Consider the following 24,265-nt stretch of genomic DNA (forward strand, 5'->3'; position numbering starts at 1 on the left):
CGAAACCGGCGCTACTTGTGCTTTTTTATCAGCCGGTGGCGGCGCCAAGGCGCACGAGATGTTCGACGAGCCGCCGGGTGGAGGAAGGCAGCCGCTCGAGGTCGCTTACGCAGATCAGGATCTTGCGCACGGCCCACGCGTCGGTGATGCGCAGCAGACGCACCCGCATCGAGCGTTGAAACCGCCGCGCCGCCGACTCAGGGAGTACCGCGACGCCCACGCCGTTTTCGACCAGGCGGCAAATCGACGCGAAGTTGCCAAGCTGGATGCGGTGCCGCAAGGTGCGATGCAGCCGCTTCGCCTGATTTTCGAGGAACACCTGAATCGACGAGCCGCGTTCGTGACCAACGAAATCGGCTTCGATAAGATCGGCAAAGGCGATTTCCCGCTGCAGCGCGAAACGTTCGTCGACTGCGGGCACAACCGCGCACAGGCGGTCGGTGGCAAAGGGAAACGTCGTGAGCGCCACGCCCTCGGGCGGCGAAGCGATGATGCCGATATCGGCCACTCCTTCCGCAATGGCCGCGATGATCTCATCGCTCGGACGCTGCTCGATTTCGATGTTGATGTTGGGGTTGTCGCAGAGAAAGCGGCTAAGCGGGCCAGGCAGCGTCTCGACAAGTGCATTCGTGTTCGAGAGGATGCGGATGGTCCCCCGCATCCCCTGGGAGAACTGTGCGAGGTCGTCCGTCATGCGTTGTAGCGCGCCGAGGGTGGCCCGCGCGTGGCGCAGGAAGGTCTGCCCCGCCTCCGTGACGCGTATGCCGTGAGGCCGACGCTCCAGCAGCGGCACACCTACCGCCTCCTCCATCTGCCGGATACGCGCACTGACCGCCGCGAGCGAGAGGCTGACGCGGGCTGCGCCGTGCGTAAGGCTGCCAGCTTCGGCGACGGCAACGAAGGTTTGAAGGTCGACAAGGCCAAAATGCATGGGATAACACACCGGGAAGTGAGCCTGGACTCGAATGGACGGGCCACGAGGCTCGCCTGCGAGAAGCATACCTGGCTTTACGAACGCATGTCCATTGTGCGCCGCGTGCCTCGACGTGACACGCAGATAGCCTTTCCCTCCCTTCAACCACTCTTCTTTTTTGTTCAATTGACCGTAGCTTACAAGCGGCCCGGCACTGCGCCGCCTGGAGGGCACCGGTGCACGCGGAGTTGTCCCACACGAGCTGCACGTTGGTGATCTCCAAGTGCTGGAGCGTCGTCTCGCGCTAAGTCTTGTGGTGCGCCGCGCCCTCAGGCGGCAACGCCCCCGTGTCCGTCAGCACTTCGCGCAAGCGGTCCCGAAACGGATTTAATACTGGTGTGTTGCGCAATACGCATACGCGCAGGTCGCGGCGAGCCCAGGGTTCCGCGAGCTTGAGCACCACGACGTTGCTGCCTGAGTCGCTCTCGATGGCCGAGCGCGCGACGATGCCAATTCCGGCACCAGATGCAACTAGTTTCACGATCGCCCCATAGCTCGACACCTGCACGCGCACGTCCAGGCGCCCGCCCAGCGAGCTCGCGTGATTCATCAGGAACGTGTGAAGTGCCGCACCCGGCTGGAGGCTGATGAACGGGCGCTCCAGGCACTCCCCGAAGCCGATCTCTCCCCTCGCGGCGATATCGCTGTCGCGCGCGGTGACCACCACGAGTTCGTCCTCGCGATACCGATGAAAATCCAACTCGGGATGGTTGGCCTCCAGCGCCACCACGCCGAGGTCGGCGCGGCCCGAAGCCACGGCCGCCACGATGTCGTGGCTCAGGCGCTCCTCCAGCGAAATCCGCACGTTCGGATAGCGCGAGAAAAAGCACGCGAGATCGTCGGGCAGATAAGAGCTGATCGCATTGTTGTTGGCGAACAGCGTCACGTGCCCCACCAGACCATTCGAAAACGGCAACAGATCCGCGTTCATCTGCTCCAGTTGCGCGACGCAGCGCCGGGCGTGCTCCATTACGATACGCCCGGCGGGCGTCGGCATCACGCCGCGCGCGAGCCGCACCAGCAAGGGTGCGCCAACCACGTCTTCCAGGCCCTTGATTCTCAGGCTTACCGACGAAGGCGCGAGGTGGCAGCGATCCGCGCCGCGCGTCACGCTCCCTTCCTCGGCAACCGCCAGGAAAACTTCCAGATCCGTCAGTTCATAGCGCATCAGCACCTCCGCAGGAAAGACGATTCTGCCGCCAGCATTCGGTTTTGACAAACGCTTCGTTTGAATTATCTCGATGTATCTATTCGGACCGAACCGCAATACTCACTGCGACCAGTCAAAAATTGCGGAGACGATCCATGAATCGCCAGACTTCAACTGAACACCCGCTGCCGCTTGCCGGGGTCACGGTCGTGGCCATCGAGCAAGCGCTCGCGGCCCCCCTTTGCACGTGCCGTCTTGCCGAAATGGGCGCACGCGTCATCAAGATCGAGCGCCCCGAGGGAGATTTCGCCCGCGGCTACGACGCGGCCGCGAACGGCAACTCTTCCTATTTCCTCTGGACCAACCGCGGCAAGGAGTCGGTCGTGCTCGACTTCAAGCTGACCGACGACGCCGCGCTCCTGCGTCGCCTCATTGCCGAGGCCGACATCTTCGTGCAGAACCTCGCACCCGGCGCGCTCTCGCGAGCAGGCTTCGATAGCTCGACCCTCCGCGAGCAGCATCCGCAGCTCATCACCTGCGACATCACCGGTTACGGAACGGGCAGCGAGACGAGCAAGCTCAAGGCCTACGACTTTCTCGTGCAATGCGAAAGCGGCCTCGTGAGCGTTAGCGGCGCGCCCGATGCGCCGGGCCGTATCGGCGTTTCGATCTGCGACATCGGCGCCGGCATGAACGCAACGATTGCTGTGCTCTCCGCGCTCACGCTGCGCGATCGCACAGGCCAAGGCTCGGGCGTTTCGGTCTCGCTCTTCGACGGTGCCGCCGACTGGATGACCGTGCCCTACGTCCACGAGCGCTACGGCAAGGGCGCACCGGCGCCGCAAGGCCTCAAGCACCCGTCGATCGCCCCCTACGGGGCGTATCGCACGAGCGAGGGACGTGACATCGTGATCAGCATCCAGAACGACCGTGAATGGGGCAACTTCTGCGAGGTGTTCCTCGGCAATCGCGAGATCGCCAGCGACGTGCGATTTGCGACCAACAATGCGCGCGTGCAAAACCGCAAAGCGCTGGATGCGCTGATCGGCGACGCGTTCCGCACGAAGGCGCTCGATGAAGCACTCTCGCTGCTCGGCGACGCCAACATCGCCTACGGCCAGTTGCGCCAGGTCGCCGACATGACCACGCACCCCGCGCTGCGCACGTGGCCGATGGCCGGCGACGACGTGGAGTTGCAGATGGTCGCACCGCCCGTGCGCGCCCCCTGGGACGCGCAGCGCTTCCAACCCGCGCCGAAGCTTGGCGAACACACCGCGCGCATTCGCGAGGAGTTCGCGGCCGAAACCGAGGAGGCAGGCGCATGAGTCAGGCCGACATTACCAAGCTGCGCGAATGGGTGGGCAAGACCATCGTGGACGAAGACGTGCTCGATGTCCGCCACGCCCGCCTGATGGCCGCCACGATCGGTCGCGGTGCCGAGGACCTCGTCACAGGCGCACCGCTGCCACCGCTGTGGCATTGGCTCTATTTCCTTGAGGGCCTGCCGCCCGGGCGCCTCGGCCGCGACGGCCATCCGCAACGCGGCGGTTTTCTGCCCCCAGTGCCGCTACCGAACCGGATGTGGGCCGGCGGCCGCGTCCGCTTTCTCGACGCATTGCCCCTCGGTGCCACGGTCGAAAAACGCTCGACGATCCTCGCGGTCGAGCACAAACAGGGTCGCTCGGGCGAACTCGTCTTCGTCACGGTACAGCACGAGATCGCACGCGGCGGAAAAGTCGCCGTTTCGGAAGAGCACGACATCGTCTACAAGGAAGTGTCGCCGGGCGGCCCGGCGCGCCAGGAAGTCCGGCGCGCACCGGGCGAGCATCGCGAGACCTTCGTCGCAACTTCCACGACGCTCTTTCGCTATTCCGCGCTCACCTTCAACGGGCACCGCATCCACTACGATCAGGACTACTGTCGAGAGGTGGAAGGTTACCCTGACCTGGTCATCCATGGTCCACTGAATGCGACGCTACTGGCTGGCCTTGCGCAGCGCATTGCCGGCAAGCCGCTGGCAACGTTCGATTATCGCGGCGTTCAGCCCGCCATTCTCGGCAATGCCCTGACACTGAACGGCGTGCGCCAAGGCGAACACCTCGAACTCTGGACTGCGCTATCCGAGGAACGCGTCTCGATGCAGGCAAGCGCCACTTTCTGACGTAGGTCCTCGCAGTTCACCTTTCACAAAAACATCAAGGAGACAGGTATGACAGGCAGAGCCACCATGAGGGCGGCGGTCCCCGGCGCGGTGTCGGGCGAAGAGGCTGAGACGCGCACCTCCGCGCGCCGTATCGAGCGGCGCGCGGCGCTTGCGGGCGTGATCGGCACCACGATCGAGTGGTACGACTTCTTCATCTACGGCACCGCAGCGGCACTCGTATTCCCGAAGCTGTTCTTTGCGCACGGATCATCGGCAGGACTCCTCGCTTCGTTTGCGACGATCTTCGTCGGGTTCTTATCGCGCCCGCTGGGCGCCGCGCTATTCGGGCACATGGGCGACCGCGTCGGCCGCAAGTCGACGCTGATCGCCACGCTGCTCGTGATGGGCCTCGCCACGTTCCTGGTCGGCTGCCTGCCCGCCGACGGTGCGATTGGCGCGCTCGCGCCATGGCTCCTCGTCGCACTTCGCTTCCTGCAGGGGATCGGCGTCGGTGGCGAATGGGGTGGCGCCGTGCTGCTTACCATGGAATCGCATCACGGCGAGCGGCGCGGCTTCATGGCCAGCCTGCCCCACATCGGCGTGCCGCTCGGCCTCGTGGTGTCGGTTCTCGTCTGGAGCGGCTGCGCACGCGCCACGGGCGACCATCTGCTCGACTTCGGCTGGCGAATTCCGTTCTGGATCAGCGGCGTATTGCTCGTGATCGGACTCGTGATTCGTTTCGGCGTGCCCGAAACGCGCGAATTCCTCGAAGCGAATCGCGCCGTTGCCAGCCGCGTCGGGCGGAGGGAGACGCCTATCGCAGAAGCCTTTCGTACCCAGTGGCGCGCCATTCTGCTCTGCGCGCTCATTCGCCCTGGCGAACAGGCGGCGTTCTATATGCTCACGACTTTCGTCGTCCTGTACGGGTCGCAGGAGTTGGGGCTTGGGCGCGAGTTCGTCCTCAACGCGGTCCTCATCGCCGCGATCGTGGCATGCTTCGCTCTGCCTTTCTTCGGCTATGTTTCCGACCGCATCGGCAGGCGCCGGACCTTCCTTTCCGCCTGCGTCTGCATGACCTTGTTCGCGTTTCCGTATTTCGCCATGCTTGATACGCGAGCACACGCGGTCGTTGTCATCGCCATGGTGGTGCTGATGATCATCCACGCCGCCATCTACGGCAGCGAGGCGGCCTACATTGCCGAATGCTTCCCGGCGCACATCCGGTATACCGGCGCGTCGCTCGGCTATCAGGGCGCTTCGATCATTGCCGGCGGCCCCGCCCCGCTGATCTCGCTGTGGCTCTATCAGACCTTTCATAGCGGCTACGCCGTGGCCGCATTCCTCGCGGCCATGTCGTTCGTAAGCGCCTGCGCTTCGTTCTTCCTCGGACGTCCCAATCGCCCCCCCGAGTTCGACAGATCTTCGTCTAAGTGATCGATTGTGCTGAACCCGACGGTGCAAATTTGCCACTACAAGCTACGGATTGTCGGTATCGGCAGGTTTAGGGCTTCGAAGAGTTCTTTCTGTTCAGGAGTCAGTGTGGACAGGCCGGTTGCGCTTTGGCGCCGATGAAGGACGACCTGATGAAACTGGATGCGACGCTCGATTTCCAGCGCGCGCTTGGGCGAGCAGGCTTCGTCGCGCGCCTTCAGACGCATGCGCATCACGCGATACAGCACGAGCGCCAGAAAGCAGATCATCGCGTGTGCACGAATCCGGTTGGGCAGGCGATGGAACACCGGGCCGATCTCGATTTCGGACTTCAGTACGCGGAAGCCCCGTTCGATATCAGCCAGAGACTTGTAGCGCTTCACGACGTCGATCGGGGTGAGTTCCGGCACATTGGTCACGAGGATCAGCGTTCCGTCCATCATGCGGGCGCGGGTCAGTGCACGTTCATCGATGTCGCAGGTGAACAGGCCCGATTTCAGATCAACCATGACGATCGATGCGAGCTTCGCTCCGCAGACTGCCTGATAAAGACGCGCCATTGAAACAGCCCCGCGATGGCACGTCACCCCCTGCACGCTGCAAGTGACGCTTGAGACAATTCAATCCTGCGACGAACCAGAACCTTCTGGCTTCTTTAACTAACCTGCCCCGCTGCTTCCAGGATTAGCTGGGTGATTTCGTCGGGATGAGAAATCAGCGAGAGATGGCTTGCTTTTAACTCGACGGTCGTAGCACCCATGCGCTTCGCCATGAAACGTTCGAGGTCGGGGTTAATTGTCCTGTCTTCAGTCGAAACAGAGTAAAAACTCGGCTTTGACCGCCAGGCAGCCTGCGTGGTCTTGCCGGTTAGCAGCTCCTTGTGAAACGGCTCTTGCACTGCATAGAGAACCTTCGCCTTCGCCTCCGGTAGATCGCCCGCGAAATCGCGAAGGAACGCGGCCTCGCTCAAACGACCTTCATCGCCGTCGAAAACAATCCCCGCAGACGCCGGTGGCGCAGGAAATTTCCTGGCCAGCTCCGAGTAATCCTCGCCCGCGTCAGGCGCCCGAGCTGCCACATAAACAACTGCAGAAACGTTCGGGTGCACACCAGCCTCCGTCACGATCATCCCGGAGAAGGAATGCCCGACCAATACGGTCGGGCCGTCCTGGCGCGCCAGCACGCGTTGGGCCGAAGCAACGGCGTCAGGCAACGTCGTCAGCGGGTTCTGGACAGACGTGGTATTGAGTCCCGCTGCTTGCAATCGCGGGATCACTTCTGACCAGGACGACCCATCGGCGAACAACCCGTGCAAAAGGACGACGTTCCGCGCTTTCGTCGGCGGTTGAGTCGCCGCCATACCGCGGGTAGAAACGAGTGAGGCGGCGGCTCCGGCTATCAGGGCAGCCGAGAAACTACGTCTGTTCATCGTCATAGTCTGATTCTCCTTCAGTAAAAGCTGGTTTCGGGATAACACACAACCACTGAGACAGCGCACACATTCCCTCTCGAATGAGGCAACACGGACTCCAAATCAATATTCAATGGTACGAAATTCTTATGTGGTCAATATGGCGTTGGTGCAAAATAGTCGGTTAGGAAGATATGGTTTCTGTAGCAAGCGCCCTGTTATTCGGCTTGCGATGATGTCGGGTTGAGTCGCAATAAGAAAAGAGCGGCAAAACAAGGGGATCTTGTTAGGATGTCTTATATGACCAATGAGTAAAACTGCTCTGGCGCCGACGGAGAGATTCCCTTCGCCGTTTTCATCTGTGCCTTCCTGATCATATGCATCACCTCGATGCCCGACAGGATGATGCGGGCGCAACAAAAGTCCTTGAAGCCCATCATGGGTTTGATGATGCGTTTGATGGCACGATGGTCCTGTTCAACAAGGTTGTTCAGATACTTGTTTTGCCGGATTTTGACGGGCGTCTCCCGGTCAGCATTGATCGCGTTCAGCGATCATTTCCTCGAGATTGCGCAGACTCAGGGAGTAGGCCACGTACCATCGCACGCCCTGCAAGATCACGTCTAATGGATAGTGCAGCCGTTTCAAAACCTTGGCGATCCCAGCTCTTCGTGAGCCACGAAGAGAGGCTATAGCACGCGTCTTTGAGCTCGTTTGCATAGAGGACGGATGCGGTCGAAATCAAGGCGAACGCGAACATCCCGTAGTAGACGGACTTCATATTCCTCCCACGGCCTGAATTCGGATCTCAGGCATGAGGACGCCTGTACCGCTTCGCGCGATGTGCCGATGCCGGGCAGGCGCCATGTGTCCGGTGGGACCAGGTGCCTGCGCCGTCACTCGGACCGCCTTGGGACGCACTCACGGATTCCGGTAAATCGTGCTGTTGAGGTAGGCGAGTTGGCCGTCCTTCTCGGCCTGGACGAGTTCGGCATAGACCTGCGCGCGCGTCTTGGGCACGTTGGCTTCGCCTTGCGGTGGCACCCATGCGCCGGTTTGTGACGCTGCGACCGAAGCGGACGTATCGGCAGCCGTGGTGTTGGACTGGGCGAAGGCCGAGGTGGTGACGACCATGCCGAGCAAAGCGGCGATCTTGATGACTTTCATGACAACTCCTTCTGCTATCGAGGTTGGACGATCCGGGCGCTGTGGCGGTGAGCCATGCGTGTTCCGGTAAGAAGAAGCTTAAAGAGGTGGGGGTAACGCCAACGGTACGGCGAAGTTACGAATTTTTTAATCCCTGGTGGTGGTCTATGAAGCCGGTCCATGCGGTTACGGGCTATGTCGACAACTGATCGAGAATGGGTTCGAGTGCATGGTGTGCGCACCTTCATTGCTTCCCAAAAAGCCGGGAGAACGGGTGAAGACTGATCGACGCGACGCGATCAAACTGGTGCGGGCGCTGCGTATGGGCGACATGTCGGCGGTGTACGGTCCAAGCGTTGAGCACGAGGTCCCAGCACAGTCATTATTTGACCCTGGATTGGATGGCGGACGTTCGCGGGAATAGGACGCAGAGCGCAGATTGAAAAAAGATTTACCGAGTCGAAGGTGTCCGTTTGGCCGCGTTAGCGGAGTATGCGAGACATCCTTCAACTCATGGCATACGCATATGAACCAGCTACAAGCGATGCGGGTCTTTACGCGGGTTGTCGAACTCGGGAGCTTTACGATGGCCGCGAGGCAGGGCGGCATGTCCACCGCCGCCGTGACCCGTTGCGTCAGCATGCTCGAGGCACACATGAACACGCGCCTGCTTAACCGCAACACCCGCAGCCTGTCATTGACTGAAATCGGCAAAGGCTATTTTAAAGGTTGCTGCTCTCTCATCGAGCAGCTCGAGGAGCTCGAATCCTCTCTTTTGCAGGCGAGTCGCGAAGTGAGGGGCACGCTGCGCGTCGCCGCGCCAACGGGCTTCGTTGCGTCCGGGCTCGCCGAACTGCTCGCGGGCTATCAGGCGGTGCATCCTCGCGTCGACTTCGACGTCACGACGTTCGACACGCGCATTTACTTCGTGGAAGGCGGATTCGACGTCTGCTTCTTCGAAGATCGGCATTCCGCGAGCTCGACGCTCGTCAGCCGACACCTTACCGTCGTTGAGGAAATCGTCGTCGCTTCGCCGACGTACCTCGGCCGTCGGGGGACCCCCACAGATCCGCCTTCACTCGTTGGACACTGTCTGTTGGCGATCACGGACGGCGCGACACGCGCATGGGAGTTCGCCGTCGCCAGCGGCGTATATCGCGTCGGCCTGGGCAGCGGCATGACCACGACGAACAGCCTGCTCGTGCGCGAAGCGGCACTCAATCACATGGGCATCGCGCTGCTGCCGGCCTCGCTCGTCAGGGAGGACATCCGGTCCGGGGCGTTGGTGAGGCTGCTGCAGAAATTCGAGGTCAATGGAGGGCCGCGCCACTTTTCGCTGCTCTATTCGGGTCCCTCCAACCTCCCGCGCAAGGTGCGCACGTTCATCGACTACACGGTCGCTCATTATCGAACGCCCGAAAACGCCGTTTCCCTGCGCGCTGTCGCGTAACCGTCAACGAAGTCCGCGCCTGGCGCCCGACTGCGCCGGCGTCCGCATGAGAGAGAACCTCTACCAATGCTAAAGCTAGTCCGGCTGGCGCTCGTCCGGCCCTACACCTTCATCGTGCTGGCGATACTGATTCTGATCGCCGGTCCGCTTTCGGCGCTGAAAACACCGACGGATATTTTTCCCGACATCCGGATCCCCGTCATCGCCGTCGTCTGGAGCTACACCGGGCTACCGCCCGACGATATGGCCGGCCGCATCGTTACCTATTACGAGCGGCAGCTAGGCACAACCGTCAACGACGTCGAACACATCGAGTCGCAGTCGTTCGACGGTTACGGGGTCGTCAAGATCTTCTTTCAACCGACTGTCGATATCCGCACCGCAACGGCGCAGGTCACCTCGCTCTCGCAGACCGTGTTGAAGCAGATGCCGCCGGGCACAACGCCGCCGCTGATTCTCAACTACAACGCTTCCACGGTAGCCGTGCTGCAACTCGCTCTGACGAGCGATACGCTCGACGAGCAAAAGCTGGCGGACTACGCGACGAACTTCATCCGGCCGCAGCTTTTGAGCGTGCCCGGCGTTGCGATTCCGACTCCCTACGGCGGCAAGACGCGCGAGGTGCAGATCGACCTCGACCCGCAGGCGCTGCAGTCCAAAGGCCTCTCCGCGCAGGACGTTGCCAACGCGCTCGCCCAGCAGAATCAGATCATTCCCGCCGGGACGCAGAAGATCGGTCCGTTCGAATACGACATCAAGCTCAACGACAGCCCCTTGTCCATAGACGAACTCAATTCGTTGCCGATCAAGTCGGTCAACGGAACGACGATCTACATCCGCGACGTCGGCCATGTGCGGGACGGCAATCCGCCGCAGACGAACGTCGTCCGTCTCGACGGTCACCGCGCGGTGCTGATCAACGTCATGAAGAACGGCTCGGCTTCGACGCTCGACATCATCGCGGGCGTGAAGGCAAAGCTGCCACGCATCCAAGCGACCCTCCCGCCAGACTTACGGATCGTGACCATGGGAGATCAGTCGACCTTCGTGAAAGGGGCGATCAGCGGCGTTGCGCGCGAAGGCATCATCGCGGCGGCGCTGACCTCGCTGATGATCCTGCTCTTTCTCGGAAGCTGGCGCTCGACGGTCATCATTGCCTCGTCCATTCCCCTCGCCGTGCTGGCGGCAATCGCGGAACTGTCGGCGATCGGCGAGACGCTCAACGTCATGACGCTTGGCGGACTGGCACTGGCAGTGGGGATTCTCGTCGACGATGCGACAGTGACGATCGAGAACATCAATTGGCACCTCGAACAAGGCAAAGACGTGCGAACGGCGATCCTCGATGGTGGGGCACAAATCGTCACGCCGGCCTTGGTTTCGCTGCTTTGTATCTGCATCGTCTTCGTGCCGATGTTCTCCCTGAGCGGAATTTCGCGGTTTCTGTTTGTGCCGATGGCCGAATCGGTCATCTTCGCGATGGTCTCGTCCTTCGTTCTGTCCCGGACCTTCGTGCCGATGATGGCACAGTACCTGTTGCGTCCACACGTATCGGGCGGTCACGCGTCGAGCGAGCTTGCGGCTGAGATGGCTCCGCATGGTGGCCACCCGGGTGCGGCCCATTCGCACAATCCGCTCGTACGTTTTCAGCGCGGCTTCGAGGCGCGGTTCGAGCGGGTGCGCTCTGTCTATCACATCGCACTGGGCCTTGCGCTGGCGCATCCAAAGCGCCTTGTCGCCGGGTTCTTCGTTGCCGTCGCGGCGACGCTCCTCCTCGTGCCGTGGCTCGGCCGTAATTTCTTCCCTGACATCGACGCCGGCGAAATCCTGATTCACGTCCGCGCGCCGCTCGGTACCCGCGTCGAGGACACGGCCGCCCTGTTCGACCGCGTCGAACATGCGGTGCGTGCGACGATTCCGCCGCGTCAACTCGCAAGCATTGTCGATAACATCGGGTTGCCCGTAAGCGGCATCAACCTGACTTATGACAACACCGGGACGACGGGCGCGCAGGACGGTGACATCATGATCTCCCTGAACGAAGGCCATGCACCGACAGCCGAGTACGTGCGCAGATTGCGCGAGACACTGCCACGCGCGTTTCCAGGCACGACGTTCGCGTTCCTACCGGCCGACATCGTGAGCCAGATTCTCAACTTCGGTGCGCCGGCGCCGATCGACGTTCAGGTGTCGGGCGTCGACCAGAAAGGCGACGTGCGCTACGCGCAAGCGCTACTGCGACGGATGCGCTACGTGCCCGGCCTTGCCGACGCACGACTCCAGCAAGCGTCGACCGTACCGTCCTTTACGATCAACGTCGACCGCACGCGCGCCGACGAGGTCGGCATCACGGAGAAAGACGTTACGAACTCGGTCGTGGCGGTGCTCTCGGGTACGAGCCAGGTTCAGCCGACGTACTGGCTCGATCATCGCAACGGCGTGTCGTACGCGATCGTCGCCCAGACACCGCAATACCAGATGACCTCGCTCTCCGACCTCGAGAATCTGCAGGTGACGGGACCGAATGGAGCGCCTCAGCTTCTCGGCGGCATTGCAACGATCGACCGCGGCATCGAGCCGAATGTCGTCTCGCACTACAACATCGAACCCGACCTCGACATCTTCGCGACCCCGCAAGGGCGCGACCTGGGCGCCGTCGCAAGCGACATCCGGAAGATCATCCATGCGACCGCAAAGGATTTGCCGAAGGGCTCGATCGTCACCGTGCGCGGCCAGGTGCCGACGATGAACACGGCGTTCACGGGTCTGTTGCTCGGGCTCGCCGGCGCCATCGTCCTGATCTATCTGCTCATCGTCGTCAACTTTCACTCCTGGAGCGACGCGCTCGTGATCGTATCCGCGCTGCCCGCGGCCCTTGCCGGCATCGTGTGGATGCTCTTCACGACCCATACGCCGTTGTCTGTCCCTGCGCTCACGGGGGCGATCCTCTGCATGGGCGTCGCCACGGCCAACAGCATTCTCGTCGTGAGCTTTGCGCGCGAGCGGCTCGCCGCAACGGGCGACGCGCTCGTCGCTGCACTCGAAGCCGGATTCACGCGCTTCCGCCCCGTGCTGATGACGGCCCTCGCCATGATCATCGGTATGGGACCGATGGCGCTCGGCCTCGGTGATGGCGGCCAGCAAAACGCGCCGCTCGGCCGCGCCGTGATCGGCGGCCTGATTTGCGCGACCTTTGCGACGCTCGTCTTCGTCCCTGTCATCTTCAGCCTTGTGCATAGCCGCGGTGCGGCGACGCCTTCGGCATCCCCTTCGGAATCAGGAGCTATTCGTGTCCAGTGAAATCGAGATCGCCCACAACAAGCGCTTGCCGCATCTGAAACTCGTCGGCCTCGCCGCGCTTCTCGTGGCGGCCGGCATCGCGGCAAGCGGCATCGTCAGCCGCCTGCATGCACACACGCAACTCGCGCAATGGTCCGCCGAGCAGGCGGTGCCGACTGTCGTCGCCGCACCGCCGTCGCAATCGGCTGCGACACAGCCGCTCGTTCTGCCAGGACATCTCGCGGCGTTCGTCAATGCGCCGATCTATGCGCGCGTATCGGGCTACCTGCATGCGTGGTACACCGATATCGGCACGCATGTCAAAGCGGGGCAACTGCTGGGCCTGATCGATACGCCTGATCTCGATCAGCAACTGGAACAGGCCAAAGCCGACCTGCAAAGTTCGATCGCCAACGAGAAGCTGGCCGCCGTGACTGCGGCCCGCTGGCAAAAAATGAATCAGGAAGGCTCGGTTTCGCAGCAGGTCACTGATGAGAAAACGAGCGACCTTTCAGCGAAGCAGGCGGCCGTCGCCGCCAACCAGGCGAACGTAAAGCGTCTCGAGGCGCTTGAATCGTTCAAGCGCATCATCGCGCCGTTCGACGGCGTGGTGACGGCGCGCACGACCGACATTGGCAATCTCATCGACGCGGGCGGCGGCAACCGTCCGGAGCTCTTCGCGGTGTCCGACGAGCATCGTCTGCGCGTCTACGTGAATGTGCCGCAGAGTTACGCGTCCGACATCAAGCCCGGCCTGAGCGCGACCTTGACGGTCCCCGAGCACCCGGGCATGACGTTCAATGCGACGCTCGACAACACCGATGATTCGATCACGCAGTCCTCGGGGACACTGCTCGTGCAATTGATGGTCGACAATAGCTCGGGCTTGCTGATTCCCGGCGATTACACCAAGGTGAAGTTCACGCTCCCTGCGAATTCCCATTCGATGCTGGTTCCGGCGAGTGCACTCATATTCCGCCAACAAGGTCTGCAAGTGGCCGTGGTCGATCAGGACGGCCGTGCCGAGCTCAAGCCCGTGTCGGTGAAGACCGACCTGGGCACGCAAGTCGAGCTCGACTCAGGGCTGAGTGTCACCGATCGCGTCATCGCCAATCCCCCTGACTCGCTCAGCGCCGGTGACCGGGTTCGGGTTGCCTCACCAAGCCCGACGCTCATGCACCGGGCGGCGGTGGCGGATCACAATCAGACCGAGTCCGCTCATGGTTAAGCGCAGGATCATGACCGCCGTCGCGGCTGCCTGGCTTGGCGGCTGTTCGTTCGCCCCCGCCTACCATGCGCCGTCGACAACGATTCCGGCGGCCTACAAGGAAGCCGGCAGTTGGCAGGTTGCGCAGCCGTCCGATCGCATCGAGCGCGACGCGTGGTGGAAGATTTATCACGACCCCGAGCTCGACCGCCTCGAACCACTCGTGGCCACCGCCAATCCCGACGTGCAGGCAGCGATCGCGCGCCACGACGAAGCGGTGGCATACGTGCGACAAGAGGAGTCCGGTCTCTATCCGACGCTCGGTGCCGACGCGCAGGCGACCACCAATCGGCAATCGGATCGACGTCCGCTTCGCGGGGCCATGCAGCCTTCGTATTACGGCGCGAACATCGCACAACTCGTGTTTGATTACGACGTCGACCTATGGGGCAAGGTCCGCAATGCGGTTGCGGCCGGCAAAGCGCAGAGCGAGGCCGCGGCTGACGATCTCGCCTCCTTGCGCCTGAGCCTGCAGGCAAGCCTCGCTGAAGCGTATTTCCGCCTGCGCGGCCTCGACGAGCAAGCCCAGGTGCTCGCCGACACGATAGACACTTATCAGCGTGCGTTGCAGTTGACCGAGAGCCGCCGCGCCGGCGGTATCGCGTCCGACCTCGACGTTTCTCGCGCACAGACACAGCTTGCCGCGGCACAAGCGCAGGCCGAGGATGTCAAGGCACGACGCGCGCTCGAGGAGCATGCCATTGCCGCGCTGACAGGCACGTCGCCGTCGACATTCTCAATTGCCGCGAGCACTGCGTTGCCGTACATCCCTTCCGTTCCTACCGGCATGCCGGGGACGCTGCTCGAGCGGCGACCCGACGTCGCGGCGGCCGAACGTCGCGTGGCGGCGGCGAATGCACGAATCGGCGTTGCACGGGCTGCCTATTTCCCCGATCTCTCGCTCGGACTCGCGGGCGGATTTCAAAGCGACACGCTCTCGCCGTGGTTCGCTGCGCCGGAGACGATGTGGACGCTCGGGCCGAGCTTGATGATGCCGCTCTTTGACGGCGGACTGCGGCGCGCGAAAACAGACGAAGCGCGCGCGCAATGGGCGGAGTATGGCGCGAGCTATCGGGCGACCGTGATCGAGGCCATCCAGCAAGTGGAAGACAACCTCGCGCTCGAGCACCATCTTGGCGACGAGGCAACGCGGGAAAACGAAGCGCTCGACGCGGCCAGGCGCACGTTGGATCTGTCGATGTCTCAGTACCGCGATGGCGTCGTCAGCTATCTCGACGTCGTCACCGCTCAGACCACCGAGCTGCAGACGCAGCTCGTCACGCTCTCGCTTCAAACTCGACGTTTGGGAGCAACGGTCGGCCTTATCGAGGCGCTGGGCGGCGGGTGGAATGTGCCGAGCCGCGTTGTGAACACGTCCCCGTAGAAACGCTCGTTGTGTGCGAGCACGGATACGGCGTCCTACTGCCGGGGAAATTTCGCCGATCCGCGCTGCGGCAATTCATTAAATTTTCTTTTACCGTTTTATAGCAGTTCCGATACCTTGGCTTGCGCATACTTATAAGCAGCCGATATCCTAATTTATTCAGTCATACTTATTTCGACATCTTTGCTTTTTTATCGTGTGAGGTTAATTGAAATGAAACACCTATTTTTCGCTCTCGCCCTCGTTGCCGGCTCGACCTGCGTTTCAGCCTTCGCGCAGACACCATCGCCTGCACAGACTACGAATGGCAGCCCGCAAATCGCGTCGAACGATGCCGACCAATGGGTCGCCCCGCATAGCCAGGCAACCTTATCAAAGACGCGTGCTCAGGTCTATAACGAACTGGTGAAAGCGGAGCGTGACGGCCAGCTAGCCACCCTCAACTCGACCATCTATGCGCATCCATAAGGTATCTAAATCCCATGAAGCAACGTAATTGGCTAAAACGCATTGCGATTTACGTCGCGACGGCAGTTTCAACGGGCTTGCTGCTCGCGGCGTGTGCAACGCCTGGCACAAAACCGGCCGATGGATGTGTCGGCCCGCCGACCTACTGCGTCCCCTACTTTGGCAGTTGAGCAGTCGCGGCGCATCCCCGGAAATGCCGGACGTGCCGCTTATGCCGGTGCCACGCATACGACGCCTCAACACTCGCAATCGGGATTGCCAGGTCATTGCGATTTGGTAATCCTCAAAGGGAGGCATCGAAATGAATGGGTTTGCGAACGGCGCGTCATCGCCGAGACCGCTGGATGGGCTTCTGGTTGTTTCCATCGAACAGGTGCTGGCTGCGCCGCTGTGCACCGCTCGGCTCGCGGAGATGGGCGCGAGGGTCATCAAGATTGAGCGGGCGGCTATCTGCGCGGTGTCCGCCGTTTCGGCTTGCTCGTTGCTCGCTGCATGCGCAACATCCGGCAACAACGCATCCAGTGGATGTGGCGGCCCCGCTGACTACTGCGCCCGGTATTTCAGAAGTCGAGCGGTAACGGCGCTGCCCGGTATTAAGACGTGCCCGCCGGCTACGCATCAACCGTTTGACGCGGCTATGCCGCCGACTGGCGCTCCGTGCTCATGGTTAGCTGATAGCCATAACGCTTCATGGTTTCAATATGCACCCACGGCAGACGAAGTTCGAGCTTTTGGCGCAATCGAGTAACGGCAAGATTGACGATCGAAGGGCCGACATACTCGGTATCCGACCACGCATAACGAATCAACTGATCACGCGGGACGGGCGAATTGAGGTGGCGAATCAAGCACTCGAGAACGAGACATTCACGTCGAGTCACCGCGAGACGCTCTTCGCCCGCAATGAGCGCATGTGAGACCAGATCCAGCTTCAGTCTGTGCTGTGCGATCTGCGACTGCACGAGTCGCGCTTCGCTTGAACGATGTAGTGCATGCAGCCGCTCGTGCAACTCGATGAACGACAATGGCAGGCAGAAGCAGGCCGCCGCACCGGCGTGGAGAATGCGAACACGCTCGGCCGGCGCCGATTGACGGAGTATCGTGACGACCGCCGCTGGGCCAGCTGCCCTCGCCAAGGCGCTCAGTCCGGCGATCAGTGCGCCGTGACTCTGAGGATCGAGTGCCGTGGCAACGATGGCGTCGAACACTTCCTGCGCCGCCAGCAGGATGCCGTCTGGCAAATCCTCGGCACGCTGCAGGCTATGCACGCTCTCCTCAAGCGCCTTGAAGAGCCACGCTGAATGGGGATGCCGACAGGGTATGAACAATATGCGCATAAAGGGGGCAAATTCCGAAAATGTCCACGTCTTCTCGTCACGCCAGCGCTTTCGGCCAACAGTCGATTGTCACTCGTGTACCAGGTTTCGCATCGGTTGTTCGCATTGAAAAGTCGTGGACGCGAAGGACTGCGGAAACGATGCTCAGGCCCAGCCCCGAGCCGACGACCTGACTGGCGTTCTTTGCCCTGTAAAAAGGCTGAAGCACAGCCTGGCGCTCATCCTCGGGGATGCCGGGCCCGTTGTCGACCACCTCGATCCGCGCCCCGCCAGGCACGCTCGTGAGCGCGATGCGGATCGCGCCACCCGGAGGGGTGAACTTGACGGCATTGCTCACCACGTTCGTGAGCATCTCGAAAAGCAGCGCGCGGTCACCGCGTATTGGCTCAACCGGCGTCACCTCAACTGACAGTGCCGTCGAGCCATCGTCCGCGAGCGGCTCGTACAGTTCCCCCACCTCCCGGACAAGCTCTTCGAGCCGGACTTCGCCGAATCCGCCCTGCCGTTTCATGGACCCGATCTCCGAAATGCGAAGCATGGCGCGAAACCGCTCGAGCAGCGCGTCCGTCTCCCCCCGCGCCTGGATGACAAGCTTTGCCAGCAGTTCGTCATCTAAGCGGCCTGCATGTTCCTCGATGCGTGCGAGCAGCGTGCAAACGTGGGTGAGCGGCGTTCGCAAGTCGTGAGCGATACCGTCGCATGCTCTTTTAACCTCGTTCATCAAACGCTCGACTTCTCCTAGCATGTGATTGACGAGATGTGCGAGCATGTCCACCTCGTCGCGCCCGCCAATCGGCAGGCGCTCGGCAAGATCGCCTTGCGAAATGCGTTGGGTCACACGGCGGATCTGCGCAACGCGGCGCATCTGACGCACGCTCAATCCGAGCGCCCCCGCCAGTCCCGCGCCAAGACAGAGCAATCCGCCGGCGATGAGTGCGTTGATGATCGTATTGCGGATCTCCAACTCCTGGCTAATGTCCCGCGCGACTACGAGGATACTGCCGTCCGCGCGCCGCTCCACCTTCACGCGCACGACGGGGGGATGCTCCGCTCCGGCAACCTTGAGTGACCGGCGAATGGTCATCGAACTGCCATCGCCCGGCAACTGCGGCGGTAGCGCCATCACGTCGCCTGCGAGATAACGGTGGTCCGACGTAAAGAGGCCGTAGTAGTTGGTGTGCATGCGCTCGCGTTCGACCCGCATGCGTACGACCGCGCTTAAGTCGCTGTCCGCCACGGAGTCGAAGTAGACCAATTGCCAGTACATGATGGCGTCCGTCTCGCGCTCCATGTTGCCCGTGACGGCCCAGCCGATCAGTCCAAGCAACACCATGACCGACAGCGAAAAGATAGCCGCATGGAGAAGCAGCAGCCGCACGGACGTCGAGTGCCAGTGTCGCGCAAACGCGACGGTTTGCGCTAGCGAAGTGATCTCTCTCAATTCGCGCTCAGGACGAAGCCGACACCACGAACAGTCCGAATCAACGGTGTCGCGTCGAGCGGATCGATCTTTTTGCGCAAGCGTCCGATATGAACATCGATGAGCTTCGAACCCGGATCGAAGTGGTAACCCCATACTGCCTCGAACAACATCGTGCGCGTGATCGTTCTGCCCGCATGCCGCATCATGAACTCCAGCACGCGGTACTCGGTCTGCAACAGCGCAATTTCCTCGTTGCCGCGCCTCACCTTGCGGGCGATGAGGTCGAGCTCGAGAGCACCAACGCGCAGCGTCGTCTCCGTCTGACCTGCCGGCGCCTGCTGCCGACGCAGCAGCACCTCCAGACGAGCCGCCATTTCGGCCAGGTCGAACGGTTTCGTCAGGTAATCATCGCCACCCGCACGCAAGCCGCGAATGCGTTCATCAACGTCGCCTAGCGCGCTGAGCATCAGCACAGGTGTGTGCACGCCCACGCTGCGCATGGCAGTCACAATGGTCAGGCCGTCCACGCCGGGCAGCATGCGGTCGAGCGTGATGATGTCGTACTCATCGCTCATTGCCCGCGCAATTCCTTCGCGTCCGTTGTTGACCCAATCGACGCTGAAACCGCGTTTCCGCAACTCAACTGCGATATCGCTAGCGGTAATTTCATCGTCTTCGATCGTAAGCACTCTCGACATGTCGCGCTTCCTCAGCCAGCGAAATTCGCCGGTACAATTATCCAAAACACCGAATCTGCGAATATCCTCGTGCGCCCTTAATCAGAGGCGACTGCGCAGTCCCGCTCGGTTTTGCCGGGATCATGGGGAGTCACACGTCGAGCGGCACGTGTCTTTCATGTGCGCCGCAATGGCGGCTGCCGTGAGCGCACACAGCAGCCCAATGGCGCTACCGACTGCCACGTTCAGCAGGCGCTCGCCTCCAAAAATCCACGGTTTTCCCGCCAACACAAACGCGATTGCCGCACAGGCGCACCGGACCCCGAATGCGAGCGTGTACGGACGAATGCAAATGAGCGTCAGCATTGCGGCGAACACAACTAACACACGCATAAACAACGCATGAGGGATCATCAATCCGACGACCACGCCGAAGGACACGCCGATGACGGCCCCGGTCAGCCGGTTGCGAAACTTCTGCCGGGCGCTTGCCGCATTTCCGGTAACGACGCTGGCGGCCGACCAGATCATCCACTGACCATTGTCGACGTGTCGCCATTCGACAAGTACGGCAGCACAAGCGACCGCGAGCGCGACGGTGATCACCAACTCGATATATGCGTTGCGCTCGCTGTTTGGGGAGAGGCGAGTCCACTTTGCGAAATGCGCAAGAGTCGGCTGGCCAGCTTCACGCGAGCGGAAGTGCTCGACTGACGCAACGAGCAGGATCGGCAACGCCGCTATCAACAGGAACGGCAGAATCTCAACGCTCCGGTTGATAAGCGCCTGCCGCGTGACCCCTTCCCCACTTTCGCAGGCAAGATACAGCGAGGGAATAAACGTGAAGTTGCCGAGCGAGCGCAAGGCACTGCCGCCCGCGGTCACCAGCACGGATCCCATGCCCAACAGGACTGTGGCTACGACAAAGAGCAGTGGGTGCGCGAGCGACGCCGTCAGGATCACGAAGCCCGCGCTTATCGCCAAAGCGTGCGCGAAGACGCCGAGCGGCGCAAGCTGCGAGTGGTCGAGTGCGATGAGCATCGCGACCGGCACGATTGCAGCGGCGAGCCACCCGGGTCTGCCTGATACGAGTGCGAGCACGAGCAGCGGGACGAGCGCAAACATGGCGCGACCCAACGCCCGACCATCAATCACGGTTTCGACGCGGCGCGAGAGCGACGAAACCATGGAGAGACGTTCGCTGCTCATAGTTGCTCTCCGGCCACGCTGTGCTTGTCCATCGGGCGTCGCGTCATCAGCCTGCGAGCGCCTCGAGTACGTCCTCGGATTGCCGCACGAGACCGAGCCTCGGGAAGACGAAATTCAGCGACGCATGGTGATGCTCGGGCGCGCCGCAGCTCATTGCGTCCTCGACGAGCACCAGCGAGTACCCGTGCTCGTGCGCGGCGCGAGCCGTCGACTCGACGCCGATGTTCGTCGAAATCCCGCCGAGCACAATGGTTTCGATGCCGCGACGCCGCAATTGCAGGTCGAGCTCGGTACCGTAGAAAGCGCTCCATTGGCGTTTCGTGATCTTGATGTCGCGCTCCTCCACCGCCAGTTCGGCGGGAAAGTCCCACCAGTTCGAGGGCAGTCCGCCGGGGGGAAGCACGATGGGCTGATCGACGGGCTGCTTCAGTGCATCGCCGAAGTCGGCGCTCCAGCCCACCCGGACCAGGACGACCGGCGCGTCCACTTCCCGGAAGCGCTTTGCGAGCGTTGCCGAGGTAGCCAGCACGGCTGCGGCTGGGCGAGGCGCTTTCCCGAATCCGAGAATGCCCTCCTGAAGATCGATCAGAACGAGAGCGGTAGTCTTGGGGTCAAGTTTTTGCAACATGATGGTCTTCCGTTGAAAGCGGCGAGCCGCTGGTGTATTGTGAGGGGGTGCTCACAAACAGTATATGAGAATGGCCTCACAAAAGTCAACGCCGAATACGGGCGAAGCGAAGGCGCCGCGCCGCGCCCGCGGACATGCGCGGGTGGCGTCGTTACTGGAAGCCGCAAGTGCGGAATTCGCCGAAAAAGGGTACGAAGCAACGACGATGACAGCGATCGCCGCGCGCGCGGGGGCGTCGATCGGTTCGCTTTACCAGTTCTTTCCAACGAAAGAGCAGGTCGCAGTTACGCTAATCGAGCAGTACGTGAACGAGCTTGAGGCCGCGTTCGGCCAGCTGAGCGAGAAGGTGCCCTTTCTTGACGTATCGGTCGTTGCGGGCCGGCTGACGACGTTATTCGTGGCGTTTCGCACGACGCACCCCGCTTTCGTGGGGCTGGTCGACGCTCTTGATGTCGTATTGCCCGGCGCCACCGGAGTGCGCGAAAGATTGCGCAAAGGAATCGCATCCGTGCTGGCTGCCCTCGCGCCGCGACTCTCCGTGGAAGAAGCTTTGTTCCGGGCCGTCGTCGTCCAGCACCTTATGAAAGCTGCCGTCACGCTGAGCCACGATGAGAGCGTGGTTGACCATCACGCGGCGATGCTGGAGTTCCAGCACGTGGTAGAGCACTACCTCAAGGACGTGATGGAATCCGGGCGTGGTGGACATGCCGGCACAGCGCAACGAGGCGCCGCACGCAAGGAGCGTTCCGCTTCGGGCAACAGCATCGTTCCGAAGAAAAATGGCAAGTCCGGCATGTCGACGTGACTGCTGTTGCTGCCCTGCCCGTCATCACGTCGCCGAGCGGCGAACACGTCGGGCGGCATGCACCTGGATGCTTTCACAGCCGTTTGAACGCGGCGCATCCCGGTGAAAACGTTCGACCCACTCACGCCAGCCATTTTTTTGCGCGGCAGCTTCAGGAATCGCCCTGGTTCGACGAAGCACGGCGCGCCGGACTCGCCCCCGCTCGCCTGACATGGGTTTCAGGCATCCGTAGATAGACGAGCAGGGAAATGGCGGCCCAGATTGTGACGTACCAGAAGAAATACGACTCGTGGCCTGATGCCTTGAACCGCAACGCGACAAGTTCCGTCGTGCCACCGAGGATCGCGGTCGTCAGCGCGTAGGGGAGCCCAACCGCAAGTGCCCTGATCCGCGCCGGAAAAAGTTCCGTCTTCACCAGCATGTGGATGGAAGTGAAACCGCTCAACATGAGCAGCCCCGCGAAACAAAGCATGAACATCATCACCGTGCTTTTCGTGCGGCTGAGAGCCTCAAAAAGCGGAACCGGGAACAGCGTGCAGCTCAAACCGAAAAAGATCAGAACGGGTCGACGCCCGATCAAGTCCGACACCAGACCGAACAACGGTTGCAGCGGCAGGTACAAAAGCAGCGCGCCAGTGGTGATGAGCGTCGAGTTCTCCTTGCTCAACCCGGCGGAGTTGACCAGGAACTTCTGCATGTAGACGGTGAACGTGTAGAAGGCAACCGTCCCACCTACCGTGATGCCGATCGCGAGCAGAATGTTGCGCCAATGCTGAATCAGCTGACGAACCACGGGCGGTGACGATCCCCGGCGGCCGTCCCGGAAGGCCTGTGTTTCGCTGACATGACGCCTCATGTACATGGCGAAAAGTGCGAGAAGACCGCCGATGACGAATGGAATGCGCCACCCCCATCGCTCGATCTGATCCGCAGTGAAAAGCAGTCGTTGCATGAGCAACATAAGGCCTAGGGCGAGAAGCTGTCCAGCGACGACGCTGACCTGCAGAAAGCCGAGATAGAACCCGCGTCGATTGGCAGGCGCCACCTCGCTCAGATAGGTTGCGCTCGTACCGTATTCACCTCCCATGCTTAGACCTTGGAGAAGTCGTGCTGCAATAAGCAGCGCAGGGGCAAATACGCCGATGGTTTGATACCCCGGAGCTACAGCGACAATCAGCGACCCGAAACACATCCCTGCAACCGACCACGTTAGAGCCAGCTTGCGACCCAGGCGGTCCGCATAGAATCCGATCAACCAGCTTCCAAGAGGTCGGGCAACATACCCCACCGCAGCAATTGCGGCAGTGTTCATCAGCTGCACTGTGGCGTTGTCACTCGGAAAGAACGACGAAGCGAAATAGATGGAGAATACGCTGTAAGCGAGAAAGTCGTACCACTCGATCAGGTTGCCCATGAGCGCGCCGATCAATGAGCGCAGGCGCACTGCCTCGGTGCGTTTCTCCTCTGCCTCTGAACCGGCGATCGCCGGGCCTTGTTGCAAAACGTGATCGGGAATCCTTGCCATATCGATGTCTCCTACGTCGTTCGTTTTTTGGGAGTGGGTATTCGTCGCGGTCAATCGGCGTCCTTGTATCGTGCATCGAGCTCGTCGTACATTAGCTTCTTGACGAGCCGCTGGCGCTCGCCGAAGAGAGCGACAATCGTCGGATCCTCGTCGAGCTGGCCCTCCGGTTGCAATTGGCCGAGCGCCTGCTGCATGCCGTGCACGGCGCCCTGCAGCGCAGCATTCGCATAGAGCACCAGGCCGTACCCGAGCCGCTCCAGTCTTTCGCGGCTCTGAACCGGGGTCTTCCCACCGATGACAATGTTGATCAGCACCGGCGCCTTGAAGAGAGCAGGCAATCGCTCGACATCCGATATCGCTTCCATCGCCTCGATGAACAGAATGTCGGCTCCTGCCTCCAGGAAGCGATGACCGCACTCGATGGCGTGGTCGATACCGTGCACGGCAGCGACGTCGGTGCGCGCGTCGATCTGTTGGCGAAATGCCAATCGCCGAGAAGCGGTAGTGGAGTTCATAGGGCCGTCCTCAATCGGTAGTGAATCGGTTGACGGCGCATGCC

The 24,265-nt window shown here is 61.7% G+C and carries 19 protein-coding genes and 5 pseudogenes; 11 read left to right on the plus strand and 13 right to left on the minus strand.

The window, feature by feature from the left end; translation table 11 throughout:
* Positions 1-28: 28 nt before the first annotated feature.
* Both P3T22_RS17805 and P3T22_RS17810 read right to left on the minus strand, forming a co-directional pair.
* Entirely contained in the window at positions 29-931 is a 903-nt protein-coding gene (locus tag P3T22_RS17805; RefSeq protein ID WP_429325643.1) for a LysR family transcriptional regulator, read from the minus strand.
* 286 nt (positions 932-1,217) lie between these two features.
* A complete protein-coding gene (locus P3T22_RS17810; RefSeq protein ID WP_429325644.1) occupies positions 1,218-2,141 on the minus strand; it encodes a LysR family transcriptional regulator in 924 nt (307 codons plus the stop codon).
* A 137-nt stretch (positions 2,142-2,278) separates the two neighbouring features.
* On the opposite strand from P3T22_RS17810, the gene P3T22_RS17815 reads away from it, so the two are divergent.
* From P3T22_RS17815 to P3T22_RS17825, 3 genes are read left to right on the plus strand one after another with little or no spacing between them, the layout of a single operon-like run.
* Complete coding sequence (locus tag P3T22_RS17815; protein WP_429325645.1) at positions 2,279-3,448, plus strand: CaiB/BaiF CoA transferase family protein; 1,170 nt, start codon at positions 2,279-2,281, stop codon at positions 3,446-3,448.
* Positions 3,445-4,284: an FAS1-like dehydratase domain-containing protein gene (locus tag P3T22_RS17820; RefSeq protein WP_429325646.1), complete on the plus strand. Its 840-nt coding sequence runs from the start codon at positions 3,445-3,447 to the stop codon at positions 4,282-4,284. Before P3T22_RS17815 ends, P3T22_RS17820 begins: the two co-directional genes overlap by 4 nt.
* Positions 4,285-4,332: 48 nt before the next feature.
* Entirely contained in the window at positions 4,333-5,700 is a 1,368-nt protein-coding gene (locus P3T22_RS17825; protein ID WP_429325647.1) for an MFS transporter, read from the plus strand.
* A gap of 35 nt (positions 5,701-5,735) precedes the next feature.
* Here P3T22_RS17825 and P3T22_RS17830 read toward each other — a convergent pair.
* The 4 genes and pseudogenes from P3T22_RS17830 to P3T22_RS17845 all read right to left on the minus strand — a co-directional run.
* A pseudogene (locus P3T22_RS17830) lies at positions 5,736-6,254 on the minus strand (IS1634 family transposase); the annotation flags it as partial.
* 98 nt (positions 6,255-6,352) lie between these two features.
* Positions 6,353-7,132: an alpha/beta fold hydrolase gene (locus tag P3T22_RS17835; RefSeq protein ID WP_429325648.1), complete on the minus strand. Its 780-nt coding sequence runs from the start codon at positions 7,130-7,132 to the stop codon at positions 6,353-6,355.
* A 272-nt stretch (positions 7,133-7,404) separates the two neighbouring features.
* Positions 7,405-7,828: pseudogene (locus P3T22_RS17840) on the minus strand (DDE-type integrase/transposase/recombinase).
* A gap of 201 nt (positions 7,829-8,029) precedes the next feature.
* Complete coding sequence (locus P3T22_RS17845; RefSeq protein ID WP_429325649.1) at positions 8,030-8,275, minus strand: DUF4148 domain-containing protein; 246 nt, start codon at positions 8,273-8,275, stop codon at positions 8,030-8,032.
* Positions 8,276-8,414: 139 nt separating this feature from the next.
* Here P3T22_RS17845 and P3T22_RS17850 point away from each other — a divergent pair.
* From P3T22_RS17850 to P3T22_RS17880, 7 genes and pseudogenes are all read left to right on the plus strand, one after another.
* Positions 8,415-8,621: pseudogene (locus tag P3T22_RS17850) on the plus strand (IS110 family transposase); the annotation flags it as partial.
* Positions 8,622-8,798: 177 nt separating this feature from the next.
* Positions 8,799-9,704 (plus strand): LysR family transcriptional regulator, encoded by a 906-nt coding sequence (locus tag P3T22_RS17855; protein ID WP_429325708.1) that lies wholly within the window; start codon positions 8,799-8,801, stop codon positions 9,702-9,704.
* Between the two features lie 66 nt (positions 9,705-9,770).
* Positions 9,771-13,004: an efflux RND transporter permease subunit gene (locus P3T22_RS17860; RefSeq protein ID WP_429325650.1), complete on the plus strand. Its 3,234-nt coding sequence runs from the start codon at positions 9,771-9,773 to the stop codon at positions 13,002-13,004.
* Positions 12,994-14,211, plus strand: a complete 1,218-nt coding sequence (locus tag P3T22_RS17865; protein ID WP_429325651.1) for an efflux RND transporter periplasmic adaptor subunit — start codon at positions 12,994-12,996, stop codon at positions 14,209-14,211. Before P3T22_RS17860 ends, P3T22_RS17865 begins: the two co-directional genes overlap by 11 nt.
* Entirely contained in the window at positions 14,204-15,634 is a 1,431-nt protein-coding gene (locus P3T22_RS17870) for an efflux transporter outer membrane subunit (protein WP_429325652.1), read from the plus strand. The genes P3T22_RS17865 and P3T22_RS17870 overlap by 8 nt, the downstream gene beginning before the upstream one ends.
* 213 nt (positions 15,635-15,847) lie before the next feature.
* On the plus strand, positions 15,848-16,102 hold the full coding sequence (locus P3T22_RS17875; protein ID WP_429325653.1) for a DUF4148 domain-containing protein: 255 nt from the start codon (positions 15,848-15,850) through the stop codon (positions 16,100-16,102).
* A gap of 301 nt (positions 16,103-16,403) precedes the next feature.
* A pseudogene (locus P3T22_RS17880) lies at positions 16,404-16,544 on the plus strand (CoA transferase); the annotation flags it as partial.
* Between the two features lie 193 nt (positions 16,545-16,737).
* Here P3T22_RS17880 and P3T22_RS17885 read toward each other — a convergent pair.
* The 5 genes from P3T22_RS17885 to P3T22_RS17905 all read right to left on the minus strand — a co-directional run bounded on the left by P3T22_RS17885 (position 16,738) and on the right by P3T22_RS17905 (position 21,376).
* A complete protein-coding gene (locus tag P3T22_RS17885; protein WP_429325654.1) occupies positions 16,738-17,370 on the minus strand; it encodes a winged helix-turn-helix transcriptional regulator in 633 nt (210 codons plus the stop codon).
* Between the two features lie 106 nt (positions 17,371-17,476).
* A complete protein-coding gene (locus tag P3T22_RS17890; RefSeq protein WP_429325709.1) occupies positions 17,477-18,808 on the minus strand; it encodes a sensor histidine kinase in 1,332 nt (443 codons plus the stop codon).
* Between the two features lie 68 nt (positions 18,809-18,876).
* Positions 18,877-19,560 carry a response regulator transcription factor gene (locus P3T22_RS17895; protein WP_429325655.1) on the minus strand — a complete coding sequence of 228 codons (684 nt, stop codon included), beginning with the start codon at positions 19,558-19,560 and terminating at the stop codon, positions 18,877-18,879.
* Between the two features lie 120 nt (positions 19,561-19,680).
* Entirely contained in the window at positions 19,681-20,748 is a 1,068-nt protein-coding gene (locus tag P3T22_RS17900) for an FUSC family protein (protein ID WP_429325656.1), read from the minus strand.
* Between the two features lie 46 nt (positions 20,749-20,794).
* A complete protein-coding gene (locus tag P3T22_RS17905) occupies positions 20,795-21,376 on the minus strand; it encodes a hydrolase (protein ID WP_429325657.1) in 582 nt (193 codons plus the stop codon).
* A 70-nt stretch (positions 21,377-21,446) separates the two neighbouring features.
* On the opposite strand from P3T22_RS17905, the gene P3T22_RS17910 reads away from it, so the two are divergent.
* Positions 21,447-22,181, plus strand: a complete 735-nt coding sequence (locus tag P3T22_RS17910) for a TetR/AcrR family transcriptional regulator (protein WP_429325658.1) — start codon at positions 21,447-21,449, stop codon at positions 22,179-22,181.
* Between the two features lie 151 nt (positions 22,182-22,332).
* On the opposite strand, the gene P3T22_RS17915 is transcribed toward P3T22_RS17910, so the two are convergent.
* Positions 22,333-23,706, minus strand: coding sequence for an MFS transporter (locus P3T22_RS17915; RefSeq protein WP_429325659.1), 1,374 nt, complete (start codon positions 23,704-23,706; stop codon positions 22,333-22,335).
* A gap of 50 nt (positions 23,707-23,756) precedes the next feature.
* Positions 23,757-24,179, minus strand: a pseudogene (locus P3T22_RS17920) (isocitrate lyase/phosphoenolpyruvate mutase family protein); the annotation flags it as partial.
* Positions 24,180-24,265: the final 86 nt, after the last annotated feature.

The organism is Paraburkholderia sp. GAS348, assembly GCF_050434205.1.
GTDB lineage: Bacteria > Pseudomonadota > Gammaproteobacteria > Burkholderiales > Burkholderiaceae > Paraburkholderia.

What these genes read in the sequence shown, in the direction of transcription:
- P3T22_RS17870 (WP_429325652.1), top strand. Translation starts at nt 14,204, where the DNA reads ATGGTTAAGCGCAGGATCATGACCGCCGTCGCGGCTGCCTGGCTTGGC.
- P3T22_RS17855 (WP_429325708.1), top strand. Translation starts at nt 8,799, where the DNA reads ATGCGGGTCTTTACGCGGGTTGTCGAACTCGGGAGCTTTACGATGGCC.
- P3T22_RS17835 (WP_429325648.1), bottom strand. Translation starts at nt 7,132, where the DNA reads ATGACGATGAACAGACGTAGTTTCTCGGCTGCCCTGATAGCCGGAGCC.
- P3T22_RS17805 (WP_429325643.1), bottom strand. Translation starts at nt 931, where the DNA reads ATGCATTTTGGCCTTGTCGACCTTCAAACCTTCGTTGCCGTCGCCGAA.
- P3T22_RS17820 (WP_429325646.1), top strand. Translation starts at nt 3,445, where the DNA reads ATGAGTCAGGCCGACATTACCAAGCTGCGCGAATGGGTGGGCAAGACC.
- P3T22_RS17900 (WP_429325656.1), bottom strand. Translation starts at nt 20,748, where the DNA reads ATGAGCAGCGAACGTCTCTCCATGGTTTCGTCGCTCTCGCGCCGCGTC.
- P3T22_RS17905 (WP_429325657.1), bottom strand. Translation starts at nt 21,376, where the DNA reads ATGTTGCAAAAACTTGACCCCAAGACTACCGCTCTCGTTCTGATCGAT.
- P3T22_RS17815 (WP_429325645.1), top strand. Translation starts at nt 2,279, where the DNA reads ATGAATCGCCAGACTTCAACTGAACACCCGCTGCCGCTTGCCGGGGTC.
- P3T22_RS17895 (WP_429325655.1), bottom strand. Translation starts at nt 19,560, where the DNA reads ATGTCGAGAGTGCTTACGATCGAAGACGATGAAATTACCGCTAGCGAT.
- P3T22_RS17875 (WP_429325653.1), top strand. Translation starts at nt 15,848, where the DNA reads ATGAAACACCTATTTTTCGCTCTCGCCCTCGTTGCCGGCTCGACCTGC.
- P3T22_RS17860 (WP_429325650.1), top strand. Translation starts at nt 9,771, where the DNA reads ATGCTAAAGCTAGTCCGGCTGGCGCTCGTCCGGCCCTACACCTTCATC.
- P3T22_RS17915 (WP_429325659.1), bottom strand. Translation starts at nt 23,706, where the DNA reads ATGGCAAGGATTCCCGATCACGTTTTGCAACAAGGCCCGGCGATCGCC.
- P3T22_RS17825 (WP_429325647.1), top strand. Translation starts at nt 4,333, where the DNA reads ATGACAGGCAGAGCCACCATGAGGGCGGCGGTCCCCGGCGCGGTGTCG.
- P3T22_RS17810 (WP_429325644.1), bottom strand. Translation starts at nt 2,141, where the DNA reads ATGCGCTATGAACTGACGGATCTGGAAGTTTTCCTGGCGGTTGCCGAG.
- P3T22_RS17845 (WP_429325649.1), bottom strand. Translation starts at nt 8,275, where the DNA reads ATGAAAGTCATCAAGATCGCCGCTTTGCTCGGCATGGTCGTCACCACC.
- P3T22_RS17910 (WP_429325658.1), top strand. Translation starts at nt 21,447, where the DNA reads ATGGCCTCACAAAAGTCAACGCCGAATACGGGCGAAGCGAAGGCGCCG.